This is a genomic window from Afipia sp. GW822-FHT03D08, from assembly GCF_058801645.1.
This window is the reverse complement of record NZ_JBXANK010000002.1, coordinates 102,030-113,901: the sequence shown is the minus strand read 5'-3', so window position 1 is coordinate 113,901 and position 11,872 is coordinate 102,030. Positions and strand designations below refer to the sequence as shown.

The window sequence follows — 11,872 nt, the reverse complement described above, 5'->3', positions numbered from 1 at the left end:
GGCAGCGAGCTTTAAAGTTTAAGGACAATCTTGCCGAAATGCTTGTTGGCAGACATGTAGTCCACAGCCTGCGCAATGTCGCCGAACGGGAAGACGCGGTCGATCGGCAGCTTGAGCTTGCCGGATTCCACCGCAGGCCAGATGTCCTGCTTTACGGCCGCGAAGATATCGCGGATTTCCTCAATCGAGCGGCTGCGGAAGGTCACGCCGATATACTGGATGCGGCGCGCGGCATGCAGATCGAAATCGAAGTCGCCATGGGTGCCGCCGAGCCGCCCCACGTTGATGATGCGTCCGAGCACTTTCGTCGCTGCAAGATTCTGGTTCGCAAGCTTGCCGGACACCTGATCGATGATGACATCGACACCCGCGCCGCCGGTGGCTTTCAACACCTGCTCCACCCATGCCGGATCGTTCGAGTCGATCGCGATATCCGCACCCCAATCGGTGAGCTGCGCGCGGCGCTTCGGATCGGTGGACGATCCGATCACAAGCTTCGCGCCCTTGAGCCTGGCGATCTGCTGCGCCATCAGTCCGACGCCCGAACTCGCGCCCTGCACAAGCAGGTTTTGACCCGGCTGAAGCGCGCCATTGGTCACGACTGCGTTGTGCATCGTGGTCAGCGCCAGCGTCAGCGAGGCGGCCTGCTCGAAGTCCATCGATGCGGGGATATGAAACAGGCGGCCATAGTCGGTGACGGCATATTCGGCGTAACCGCCGGGACCGGAGCCCATCACGCGGTCGCCGACTTTCACGCCTTTTGCCTCGGGGCCGAGTTCGACGATCTCGCCGGCCCATTCCATGCCGAGCACGGTGCCAACGCCGCCGGCCGCGCCGTGGACATGGCCCTTGATCATGCCGAGATCGGCCCGGTTCATACCGCAGGCGTGAACCTTCACCAGAACCTGCGGGCCCTTCGGTGCGGGTTTCGGGACATCGGTGATCGCGGCGCCGTTCGCACCGTAGACAAAGGCTTTCATGGAATTGCTCTTTCGGTCATGCAGGCCTGGGATGAGATATTCAGGTATAGCAGTAGTATGCAGGCTCACAAAGCAGCCGGTGGGGCTGTGAGCACTGGCCAGGAGCGGGCATTTTGGTAACGCCGTGCTCACCAAATTCTGTCACAGCTTCGTCACCGATAACCAGCTCAAAAACATGCGGAAGAGACGATGATCTTGCGGATAGCCTTTCTGGTGCTCGTGTGGTTGTCCATTCCGCCGTTCGCCCACGCGCAGACGCAAAAGGCAGCGCCACCTGCGAAGCGCGAACTTGTGGTCGGCGTCAACAACGCGCCCCCGTTTGCGATGAAGGGGTCCGACGGCGCGTGGTCGGGTCTCAGCATCGAGCTTTGGCGGCAGGTCGCGAAGGCGACGAACCGGACGTTTCGTTTCGTTGAAATCCGGGACGTGCCCGAGCTGATCCAGCAAACCGCCGCGGGGAATCTCGACGTCGCCGTCGGCGCAATCACCGTCACCGTCGAGCGCGAAAAGGTGCTCGATTTCACGCAGTCGTATTATTCGACGGGCACAGGCATCGCCGTTCCCGTTGTCAGCGTGATGAACTGGGCAACGCTTCGCCGTGCGATGACGTCCTTCAATTTTGTACAAGCCGTCGCGGCGTTGATCGGACTGACGCTGGTGGCCGGCATTCTTGTCTGGCTATTGGAACGGCGGCAGAACGAATATTTTGGCGGCAGCATCACCAAGGGCATCAGTTCCAGCGTGTGGTGGTCGACGCTGGCGATGACACAGCGATCGTCGGCAGAGAAGGGGCCGCAGACCATTCTGGGCCGGAGCGTCGCGACCATCTGGCTGGTGGTGTCGGTCATTACAATCGCGGTTTTCACCGCAGGCGTGACGTCAGTGCTGACCACCTCGCAGATTCAGGGCACGATCTACGGCGCCTCCGATCTGGAAACGGTGCGGGTCGGCACGGTCAAGGGAACATCGTCCGAAGGCGATCTCCTGCGGCGCAAGCTGAAGTTTCAGCCCTACGAGACGCTCAGCGACGGATTGAAGGCCTTGCGCGCAGGCCGCATCGATGCGTTCGTTTACGACAAGCCGCTGCTGACATGGGCCATTCGGCAGGGCTTCGCGTCGCGGCTGAAGGTGCTGGACATTTCCATCGAAGCGCAGAACTACGCGTTTGCGTTGCCGCCCGACAGTCCGCTGCGAAAATCGCTGTCGATTGCGATCCTCGACACCCTGCAGAAGGAGTCGTGGAGCGAGGCGCGAATCCGCTACCTCGGAGAGGACTCTCTCAGTTCACCTTGAGGGGCTGATCGGTCGGTTCGTTCAGAACAGTTCGACGGAAGCCACGCGGTCCACCCGGCAATTCACACGCGCGCATATGCCGCATGCAATGCCGCCAGTGCAGGCCAGCATCTATTCCAGCTACATAAGCACCTCACGTAACGCGCGAACGCCTCAGGACACTTCGCGAATGGACGCTATTTCGGCGAAGGTTCCTCCCGTGACCGATGGTCTTCCACCGGAAACCCGGCGTTGGGCGGTGCTGGCGATCTTCACCGCACTTGCGATGTCGGCGCTCGACACCGCTATTGCCAACATCGCGCTTCCAGCAATTGCGGCTGACCTGCACACGACGCCGGCCGACGTGATCTGGGTCGTCAACGTCTACCAGATCGCCATGGTCGCGACGCTGCTGCCGCTGGCGGCGCTTGGCGAAATCGTTGGCCATCAGCGCATCTATCTCGGCGGGCTTCTGCTGTTCACGATTGCCTCGCTGGCCTGCGCGTTGGCGTGGTCATTGCCGACGCTGCTGATCGCGCGCGTGCTGCAAGGACTGGGGGCTGCCGGTGTGATGAGCGTCAACACGGCTCTGGTCCGGTTCGTGTATCCCTCCCGGCTTCACGGGCGCGGCTTTGGCAACAATGCGCTGGTGGTCGCAACCGCGTTCACGCTCGGCCCGGCGCTCGCCTCGGGCATCCTGTCGGTCGCATCGTGGCCGTGGCTGTTTGCCATCAACATTCCGTTCGGCGTGGCTGCGATGCTGATCGGCATCAAGACCCTGCCGGAAACGCCGCGCGCGGCTCATGCTTTTGACTTTCCCGGCGCGCTGCTGACATCGATCAGCCTCTGTCTTTTTATTCTCGGAATCGGCAGCGCCGCGCATAAGGCCCCGGTCGGCGTTGTCGCCATCGAGCTCGCGGGGGCAGTGATCTTCGGCGCGTGGCTGCTGCGCAGGCAGGCGGATCATCCAGCTCCAATGCTCCCGATCGATCTGTTTCGCAGGCCGATGTTTTCCCTGTCGGTCGCAACCGCGGTCTGTTCGTTCGCGGTACAGGGGCTCGCCTTCGTGTCGCTGCCGTTTTATTTCGAGGACGTTCTTCATCGCACTCAGGTCGAGACCGGCTTCTTCATGACTCCGTGGTCGATCGTGGTTGCCATCATGGCGCCGATCGCGGGACGTCTGTCGGATCGCCATCCCGCCGGCCTGCTGGGCGGACTGGGGCTTCTCATCCTCGGGATCGGTATGGCGCTGCTCGCCATGCTGCCGGCATCGCCGAGCGTCGCCGATATCGTATGGCGCATGGCGATCTGTGGCTGCGGTTTCGGCTTCTTCCAGTCCCCGAACATGAAAGCCATCATGGGCAGCGCACCGGCCGGGCGCAGCGGCGGCGCGAGCGGCATCGTCGCGACCGCGCGTCTGATCGGCCAGACTCTGGGGGCGGCACTGGCCGCGCTGTGTTTCGCGCTTGCCGGCCATCAAGGCGCGACTGTCGCGCTGGCGCTGGGTGCTGGCTTCGGCGCGCTCGGCTGTGTCATGAGTTTCCTGCGCCTCACTGTGCGTTGACGCTCTGGATTTTCCGGCTTACCGATTGTTCAAAGCAACAATGGTCAAGGGAGATGCGAGTGTCAGATCAGCCGGTGCTTCTGAAGGTCGATGGACCTATTGCGCGCATTGTTTTCAATCGTCCCAAGGTTCTGAACGCGCTGAGCGTGGATGCGGCGGATGCGTTTCTGAGCGCCTGCAAAAGCGTCGCCGCCGATAAGGAAAACCGTGTCGTCATCATTGCAGGAGAGGGGCGCGCCTTCATGGCGGGCGGCGATATCTCTGCGTTTCAGGGACCGGCTGACGAAGTGCGCAGGCATGTTCCGACGATCATGGAACCGCTGCATGAAGGACTCGAAATTCTGGCGGGGCTGCCCCAGCCGGTGATTGCCAGCCTCCACGGCGCGGTCGCTGGGGCAGGCATGAGCATCGCGCTCTCGACCGATCTTGCGATTGCCGCCGACAATGCGATTTTCACGCTGGCCTATTCGAAACTCGGCACCAGCCCGGACGGATCGTCTTCATGGACGCTGCCGCGGCTGGTGGGCTTGCGCAAGGCGATGGAAATCGCGCTGCTGTCGGACGTCTACGATGCGCCCGAAGCGCTGCGGCTGGGTCTCATCAACCGCATTGTGCCGGCGGCCGATCTCGCCAGTGAAACCGAAAAGCTGGCGCGCCGTCTCGCGGATGGGCCGACATTTGCTTACGGACAGGCCAAGGCGCTGCTACGTGGCTCGCTCGACAATTCCTTGCACGATCAAATGGAAGCCGAGGCAAAGGCGTTTGGCGCGTGCATCGGTACGAAGGATTTTGCCGAGGGTGTCAACGCGTTTCTCGCCAAGCGGCAGCCGACCTTCACGGGCAAATAACTACTCCGCCGGAGATGCCGCCGCCGCAGGTTTCTGCGGCGGGCCGATCAGCAGCTTCGTTAGCCAGCGCCGCGCCGGATTCTCAACCACCGCATAGGACACGCGGCCCACAGCAAGCACGAGCAGCGAAATCGCGGCCACCAGCAAAAGCTGCGGCGCGAGACCGATGGTCTTCGAGACCTGTGAAATGAGGATCATCCCCACCGCGTAGTGGTAGAGATAGATCGAATAGCTGCACTCGCCGATCCAGACCAGCGGGCGAACTTCAAAAAGTCTCATCGATGCCGGCTTTGTTGCAAGGAACCAGAACAGGACCATGAATGCCAGCGCAGCGGCGCTGGCGAAGACCGGATCTCGCCCGATCATCGCGTAGTTTGTGCTGACCCGCGCGATCAGCGCATAAATCATGGCGAGCATGATAAGCGCTGCGCCTTTGGCGAGCCGTTCCTTGTACAGTTCGTAGAATACCGCACCGGCCGCGAACCACGGCAGGTAATCAGGAATGAATAGGGCATCATAGACCCCGTTGTATCCGGGCATCGCGCGCCGCAGCAGGGCGCGGGCGATGTAGACGACGAGTGTAAAGATGACGAGGTTGCGCGCGAGTTTCTCCCGGGAGAACAGCCAAAACAGGATTGCAGCGATCATGTAGAACCGGATCTCGACCACCAGCGACCAGTAGACCCCGGTGATGTAATCCACCTTCGGAAACCAGCCGGACCACAGCGACGGCGGCGTCAGCGTCAACGACGGCAGGAAATTCGGCCAGGACTGGCGGCGGTGGAGGGCGAACGGCGCATCGGACCAGTTCAGCAGAAAGAATGTGAGAATCGCAGAAACAATCAGCGCGGGCCAGATGCGCACGAATCTGCGGATCACGAAATCAATCACTGATCGCGATGATTCCAGCGTCATTGCGATGACAAAGCCCGAGATGATAAAGAACAGCTCGACGCCCATGTAGCCGTACTTGAAGATCAGGACGTTGCTGAACGTCTCGCCGTACGGGTACAGCGTCGATTTATAGTAGAACGACTCGAGATGATAAAAATAATGAAAGCCCATCACCAGCAGGATGGCCACGCCGCGCAAGCCGTCCACGGCTCGGAGTCGTTGGCTGACCATAGGTTATCCGCTCTGCTGATCGGTGACGGCGCAATATAACCGGAAATTCCGTCTTCGGATTTCGTCTACGGCACCCTCTTTGTCAATTTGCACAGTTGCAACGATGCCAATCGAATTCCGGCATCCGCATGCTCTTGTTTTCGCCGCGGGGAACAGCTCGGCCGCGGTTGTTCAATGCCGGGATGCGGGGAGGGCGACATTCTCCAGCAACTGCAACGGGATCAATCAAAAGCCATCGGGTTGGTCTGTATTGTCGGACAAGACAACAAAGGTGAAATCTGGCCGACGAATTTTCGCAATGCAGCAAAAAAGTCGCTGCTAACGGGCCATTGACGAGCCCAAGACACGCCCCTACCAATTGTCCGACAATCAACATCGAGCCTTCATGTCGTCGACGTCCCCGAACTTCAAACGCATCGAGGTCGCGCCCGCCTATCAAAAGGTGGCTGACGCGATCGAGCGCGAGATCGTCAACGGCCGGATCAAGCCCGATGACCCGATCGGAACCGAGTCCGAACTGGTTCAGCAGTTTGGCGTCAATCGCTCGACGGTTCGTGAGGGTATCCGGGTTCTCGAGGAAAGCGGATTGATCCGGCGGGATTCCAGCCGCCGCCTGTATGCTTGCCTGCCGCGTTATAACAAGCTGGCAAGCCGACTCAGCCGTGCGCTGGTGCTGCACGAAGTCACATTCCGGGAATTGTTCGAGACCGCCATGATCCTCGAGGTTGCCGCCATCGAATATGCGGTGGATCACGCAACGGACGAGGACATCGCCGAGATCGCTCTCAACATCGAGAAGACCGAGCAATCCGTCGCCAATCCCGCTGCATTCGCCGAGCTGGATGCCGAATTTCACATTCTGCTCGCCAAGGCATCGCATAACCGCGTGCTGCAACTCGCGCGTGAGCCGGCTGGGCTGCTGTTCTTTCCGACTACAGAGATGGTCGTGCGCAATGTCGCCGAAGGCATGCCGCGTCTGATTGCCGCACATCATCATCTGCTCGACGCGATCCGAAAACGCGACAAGCAAGAGGGTATGGTCTGGATGCGGCGGCATGTCGAAGACTGGCGCCGCGGCTTTGAACGGGCCGGCAACTCGCTCGATCGGCCCGTGGAGCGGATGTACATGGAACATGCGCTGTTGGCGCAACAAAAGCGATGAGGACGGTGTCTTAAAAACACTTCGCCAAAAGAGCGCTGAAGGCGCCGGGCAATACAAAGGGGAGATCGTGGTGACAGGGTTGGGGAATCCGGTTCGTCCGGATATCGATGGGCTGATCGCGCGGAGCGCAGCATGACGATGCGGGATCGTGATCCGTCATCGTCGGCCGAGTTGAACGTCAGCAATCTGTCGCTGGCTTTCGGCGGCCTGAAGGCGCTGACCGATGTTTCGTTTTCAGTCGCGCCCGGATCGATCACGGCGGTGATCGGCCCGAACGGCGCGGGCAAGACATCGCTGTTCAATTGCATCTCCGGCTTCTATCGGCCATCCACCGGCATCATCGCATTCGGCGGCGAGGACATCAGCAAACTGCATCCGCCGGCGCGGGCCAAGCTCGGCCTGGCGCGCACGTTCCAGAACATCGCGCTGTTTCGCGGCATGACCGTGCTCGACAACATCAAGCTCGGGCGCCACGCCCATATGGAAACGAACGTGTTCGACGCGCTCTGGTATTTCGGCCGGGCGCGGCGCGAGGAACTCGAACTGCGCTCCGAGATCGAACGGCGCGTTCTCGACTTTCTTGAGATGGAGCATATCCGCGATCAGCCGGTGGCGTCGCTGTCCTACGGCCTGCGCAAGCGTGTCGAACTGGCGCGCGCGCTCGCCATGCGTCCACGCATCCTGATGCTCGACGAGCCGGTGGCAGGCATGAACCGCGAAGAGACCGAGGATATGGCCCGCTTCATTCTCGACGTGAAGGAGGAGTGGGGTGTCACCATCCTGATGGTCGAGCACGACATGGGCCTGGTGATGGATATTTCGGACCATGTCGTCGTGCTTAATTTCGGACAGGTGATCGCGACCGGAAAACCGTCGGAGATTCAGAACAACCCCGACGTCATCTCGGCCTATCTGGGCTCGGGCGATGTCGGCGAACTGTCGCGGCGCATTGCAGGCGAGAAGGCAGCGTAATGGATTGGCTCTTTCTCACCGAGATCATTCTGTCGGGCCTCGGATCGGGGGCGTTGCTGGCGCTGACCGGCATCGCCTTCGTTCTGATCTACAAGGCCACCAAGGTCCTGAATCTCGCGGTCGGCGAAATGCTGATGCTGTGCGCGTATTTCTTCTTCGGGCTGACCGCTGCGCTCGCGCTTCCGGTCTGGCTCGCGATCATATTGACGGTGATCGGCGGCGGCATTCTCGGCGGTGTCATCGAGCGTGTTCTGATCCGGCCGATGCTTGGCGAGAGTCCAATTTCCGTGTTCATGGTGACGGTCGGTCTCAGTTCGGTGCTGATCGGATTTGTTGAATTCGTCTGGGGAAGCGATCCTGCGACGCTGCCGAACTTCCTGCCGTCGAAGCCGATCTTTATCGGCAGTGCATACATCTCGCCGAAAATCGCGGTGAGTTTCGCGGTGGCGACGCTTCTGATCGCGGCTTTCCTGCTGATCTTCCGCACATGGCGCGGCGGTGTCGCACTGCGCGCCACTGCGACCGATCAGGGCGCGGCATTTTCCTGTGGCATCAATGTGCCGGCGGTGTTCTCGGTCTCGTGGATCGTCGCGGGCATGGCAGCGGCAGGGGCCGGCATTCTGATCGGATCGATCGGCGGTATTTCGCCGACCATGGGTGTGTTCGGTCTGTCGGTGCTGGTCGCCGTCATTGTCGGGGGTCTGGATTCGATTGCCGGCGCGCTCGTCGCGGGTCTGGCGATCGGCGTTGTCGAAGCGCTGGTCGGCACTTATTTGGGCGGTGAATTCAAGCTGCTCGTCACTTTCATCATTCTCGTGGTCGCCTTGATGATCCGTCCTTACGGATTGTTCGGCACCGTTGAAATCGAGCGACTCTGATGCGTATCGGCGCCATCCATCAAACTTACGCTCAGGCAGAAGCGCTGTTCGACACCAGCGTGCAGCGGTTCATGCTGCTGGTGCTGTTCGCGGGGCTGGTGCTGTTTCCGTTCTTCGCCGATCAGTACTGGATCTATCTCGCCTGTCTTGTCCTGATCCATATCGTCAGCACGACCGGGCTTAACATTCTCACCGGCTATACCGGCCTTGTCAGTCTGGGGCAGGCGGCCTTCATGTCGGTTGGCGCCTATACTGTCGCCATTCTGGAAATACGTGTCGGCACGCCGTTCATCATCAATCTTGTTGTGGCGGGATTTGTGTCAGCCGGTGTCGGCATGGTTGTCGGCATTCCGAGTCTGCGGGTGAAGGGGCTGTACCTCGCGATCGCCACCATCGCCGCGTCTTTCATTCTGCATTTCCTGTTCGCCAACGGGCCGGCCATCCTCGGCGGAACGCAAGGGCTCAGCATGCCGCCGGCGCGGCTGTTCGGATACGATCTCGCGCGTCCGTTCCAGTTGTACTGGCTGTTCATGCCGCTGACGGCGCTGTCAGTCCTCGCGGCGGCCAATCTGTTTCGCACGCGCATCGGCCGCGCCTTCATCGCGATCCGCGACCGCGATATTTCAGCGGAAGTGCTGGGCATTCCGCTGCTGAAGTACAAGCTGTTGTCTTTCGCGCTGTCGTCCTTCTATGCGGGCGTTGCCGGTGGCATGTGGGCTTACTTCTTCCGCGTGGTCACTCCCGAAAGCTTCCCGCTGATCTATTCGGTGTTCTTTCTTGCCGCCGTGATCGTCGGCGGGATGGGCACCATTCTCGGCGCGATCCTGGGCGCGATCTTCATGACCATGGTTCCGGAATTCCTGAAGATCGCGGTGTCCTACATGACCTTCATTCCGAATGCGGTGGCGCAATTGTCACCGATCCGGACCATCGTTTTCGGCTTGCTGATCATCGGGTTCCTGCTGTTTGAGCCGCAGGGCCTTGCCGAAATCTGGCGCCGCGTGCGGCGCTTCTTCCATCTATGGCCGTTCAAAAAGTAATATGCAGGGAGAAACAACAATGAGACTCTTTCCAACGCGGCGGAAGCTGCTGTCCTACGCAGCCGCAGGCTGTTTCGCTTTAGGTCTTAACGCTCCGGCACGCGCCGCCGACGAGATAGTGATCGGCGGATCGATGCCGATGACCGGCGTGTTCGCCTTCGCGGGCATCGCGCTGAATAACGCGTTCCAGGACTATGTGAAGATCGTCAATGACGCGGGCGGCATCAATGGCCGCAAGGTCAAGTACGTGGCCGAAGACACCGGCTACAAGGTCGATAACTCGGTGGCGGTGTTCAACCGTATCACCAGCCAGGAGAAGGTGAACCTCTATTACGGAGACTCCACCGCCTTCTCGAAGACCATCAACGCGGAGCTGAATCGCCGCGGCGATATTATGCTCGCGGGTGCGTCCTTCGCGACCGAACTGAACGATCCAAAGAATTTCCCCAACCAGTTCATCGCCGGTCCTGATTATTCGGAAATGATCGGCATTCTGCTGGAGTACATCGCCAAGACGAAGCCGGGCGCCAAGATCGCTCTGGTCAATTCCGATACCGAATTCGGCCGCGATCCGATTGCGCCGACCGAGAAGCGGGCCGGGGAACTTGGCCTCAAGATCGTCGAGAAGATCGCCACGCCGCCGACCAGCGTCGACGTCTCGACCGAAGTTCTCAAGCTGCGCCGGGCCGATCCCGACTATACGATCTTCCATGGTTACATTCTGGCCCCGCTGCCGGAATTCATGACCCAGGCCAAGCAACTCGGTCTCAAGACCAAGTTCATGGGCACGTTCTGGTCGATGGACAATGCGATCTGGGCGAAGTCGGCAGATGTCGCCGACGGCTTCATGGGCGTGATGCCGTATCGCTACTATTACGACACGGAAGGCAAGTCGCCGATGCTGGAGAAAATCCGGCAGATCCGTCCGGAGTATCAGTCGACCGGCTACATGCAGGGTTTCCTGACCGCCATGCTGATGACGGAAGCCGCCAAGCGCACGCTTGACGCCAAGAAGGAACTCACCGCGGCCAACATGAAAGCCTCGCTGAATTCGATCAAGGACTTCGACACCGGCGGCATCATCGGCGTGCCGATCTCGATTCCCGGCAATACCGTTCCTGTCGGCCGCGTCTATCAGTATGACGGCGCGAACAAGACCATGAAGCCGGTCTCCGACTGGATCAAGATCGCGAAGTAACGACAATGACCGCGGAAGCGCTTCTCTCAGTCAACAACATCGAGGTCGTCTATAACAAGACGGTCCAGGTGCTCCGCGGCCTGTCGTTGAAAGTCGACAAGGGAGCGGTGGTCGCGTTGCTCGGCTCCAACGGCGCCGGCAAATCGACCACGCTCAAGGCCGTCTCCAATCTTCTCGAACTGGAAGACGGCAAGGTGACGACCGGCGAAATCCTTTTCAAGGGCGACGCCATTTCACGCTTCGCTCCGCATCAACTGGTGCGGAGCGGCCTTTTCCATGTGATGGAGGGGCGCAGGATATTTGAAGACCTGACGGTCGAGGAAAATCTCACCGCGGCGACCTATGCCATGTCGGGGCGGGCAGGGCGTAAGACGCCGTTCGATCTCGTATACACTTACTTCCCACGCCTGTTCGAGAGGCGCACCGGACGCGCCGGATACCTGTCGGGAGGCGAGCAGCAGATGCTGGCCATCGGGCGCGCGCTGATCGCGCAGCCCGAGTTGATGTTGCTGGACGAGCCGTCGCTCGGCCTGTCGCCGAAACTGGTGGAAGAGATTTTCACTATCATCGCGCGCATCAACCGCGAGCAGGGCGTCTCGATGCTGCTGGTCGAGCAGAATGCGGCGGTCGCCTTCGCAGTCTCGACCTACGGATACATCATGGAGTCCGGGAAGATCGTGACTGACGGGCCGACGGAACAACTGGTACGCGATCAGGACGTCCGTGAATTCTATCTGGGCGTCGGCGCAGCAAATGCCGAGACAAAAGGTTTTCGTGGGATCAAACACTACAAGCGCCGCAAGCGCTGGCTGTCCTGAGGCTGTGTGAGGATC

The 11,872-nt window shown here is 60.4% G+C and carries 11 protein-coding genes; 9 read left to right on the top strand and 2 right to left on the bottom strand.

Translation table 11 applies throughout. From position 1 onward, the window contains the following. Positions 1 to 11: 11 nt before the first annotated feature. The gene (locus tag AC1RM7_RS15630) at positions 12 to 980 is read right to left on the bottom strand and encodes a zinc-binding dehydrogenase (protein WP_006019864.1); all 969 of its coding nucleotides are present in this window, start codon (positions 978 to 980) and stop codon (positions 12 to 14) included. Positions 981 to 1,169: 189 nt separating this feature from the next. On the opposite strand from AC1RM7_RS15630, the gene AC1RM7_RS15625 reads away from it, so the two are divergent. From AC1RM7_RS15625 to AC1RM7_RS15615, 3 genes are all read left to right on the top strand, one after another. Continuing rightward, a complete protein-coding gene (locus tag AC1RM7_RS15625; RefSeq protein WP_024921015.1) occupies positions 1,170 to 2,273 on the top strand; it encodes a substrate-binding periplasmic protein in 1,104 nt (367 codons plus the stop codon). Between the two features lie 169 nt (positions 2,274 to 2,442). After that, positions 2,443 to 3,816, top strand: coding sequence for an MFS transporter (locus tag AC1RM7_RS15620; protein WP_024921014.1), 1,374 nt, complete (start codon positions 2,443 to 2,445; stop codon positions 3,814 to 3,816). Between the two features lie 59 nt (positions 3,817 to 3,875). Then, a complete protein-coding gene (locus AC1RM7_RS15615) occupies positions 3,876 to 4,664 on the top strand; it encodes an enoyl-CoA hydratase/isomerase family protein (RefSeq protein WP_024921013.1) in 789 nt (262 codons plus the stop codon). On the opposite strand, the gene AC1RM7_RS15610 is transcribed toward AC1RM7_RS15615, so the two are convergent. Further along, positions 4,665 to 5,765 carry an acyltransferase family protein gene (locus tag AC1RM7_RS15610; protein WP_492943894.1) on the bottom strand — a complete coding sequence of 367 codons (1,101 nt, stop codon included), beginning with the start codon at positions 5,763 to 5,765 and terminating at the stop codon, positions 4,665 to 4,667. A gap of 409 nt (positions 5,766 to 6,174) precedes the next feature. Here AC1RM7_RS15610 and AC1RM7_RS15605 point away from each other — a divergent pair, with 409 nt between their 5' ends. From AC1RM7_RS15605 to AC1RM7_RS15580, 6 genes are all read left to right on the top strand, one after another. Beyond that, entirely contained in the window at positions 6,175 to 6,951 is a 777-nt protein-coding gene (locus AC1RM7_RS15605; RefSeq protein ID WP_024921011.1) for a FadR/GntR family transcriptional regulator, read from the top strand. Positions 6,952 to 7,083: 132 nt separating this feature from the next. After that, complete coding sequence (locus tag AC1RM7_RS15600; RefSeq protein WP_152544178.1) at positions 7,084 to 7,923, top strand: ABC transporter ATP-binding protein; 840 nt, start codon at positions 7,084 to 7,086, stop codon at positions 7,921 to 7,923. Further along, the gene (locus tag AC1RM7_RS15595; RefSeq protein WP_024921009.1) at positions 7,923 to 8,801 is read left to right on the top strand and encodes a branched-chain amino acid ABC transporter permease; all 879 of its coding nucleotides are present in this window, start codon (positions 7,923 to 7,925) and stop codon (positions 8,799 to 8,801) included. Before AC1RM7_RS15600 ends, AC1RM7_RS15595 begins: the two co-directional genes overlap by 1 nt. Beyond that, entirely contained in the window at positions 8,801 to 9,841 is a 1,041-nt protein-coding gene (locus tag AC1RM7_RS15590) for a branched-chain amino acid ABC transporter permease (RefSeq protein ID WP_006019872.1), read from the top strand. Before AC1RM7_RS15595 ends, AC1RM7_RS15590 begins: the two co-directional genes overlap by 1 nt. Positions 9,842 to 9,860: 19 nt before the next feature. Further along, positions 9,861 to 11,039, top strand: a complete 1,179-nt coding sequence (locus AC1RM7_RS15585) for an ABC transporter substrate-binding protein (RefSeq protein ID WP_024921008.1) — start codon at positions 9,861 to 9,863, stop codon at positions 11,037 to 11,039. A gap of 5 nt (positions 11,040 to 11,044) precedes the next feature. Beyond that, complete coding sequence (locus tag AC1RM7_RS15580) at positions 11,045 to 11,857, top strand: ABC transporter ATP-binding protein (RefSeq protein ID WP_024921007.1); 813 nt, start codon at positions 11,045 to 11,047, stop codon at positions 11,855 to 11,857. Positions 11,858 to 11,872 lie beyond the last annotated feature (15 nt).

What these genes read in the sequence shown, in the direction of transcription:
- AC1RM7_RS15630 (WP_006019864.1), bottom strand. Translation starts at nt 980, where the DNA reads ATGAAAGCCTTTGTCTACGGTGCGAACGGCGCCGCGATCACCGATGTC.
- AC1RM7_RS15625 (WP_024921015.1), top strand. Translation starts at nt 1,170, where the DNA reads ATGATCTTGCGGATAGCCTTTCTGGTGCTCGTGTGGTTGTCCATTCCG.
- AC1RM7_RS15620 (WP_024921014.1), top strand. Translation starts at nt 2,443, where the DNA reads ATGGACGCTATTTCGGCGAAGGTTCCTCCCGTGACCGATGGTCTTCCA.
- AC1RM7_RS15605 (WP_024921011.1), top strand. Translation starts at nt 6,175, where the DNA reads ATGTCGTCGACGTCCCCGAACTTCAAACGCATCGAGGTCGCGCCCGCC.
- AC1RM7_RS15600 (WP_152544178.1), top strand. Translation starts at nt 7,084, where the DNA reads ATGACGATGCGGGATCGTGATCCGTCATCGTCGGCCGAGTTGAACGTC.
- AC1RM7_RS15595 (WP_024921009.1), top strand. Translation starts at nt 7,923, where the DNA reads ATGGATTGGCTCTTTCTCACCGAGATCATTCTGTCGGGCCTCGGATCG.
- AC1RM7_RS15590 (WP_006019872.1), top strand. Translation starts at nt 8,801, where the DNA reads ATGCGTATCGGCGCCATCCATCAAACTTACGCTCAGGCAGAAGCGCTG.
- AC1RM7_RS15585 (WP_024921008.1), top strand. Translation starts at nt 9,861, where the DNA reads ATGAGACTCTTTCCAACGCGGCGGAAGCTGCTGTCCTACGCAGCCGCA.
- AC1RM7_RS15580 (WP_024921007.1), top strand. Translation starts at nt 11,045, where the DNA reads ATGACCGCGGAAGCGCTTCTCTCAGTCAACAACATCGAGGTCGTCTAT.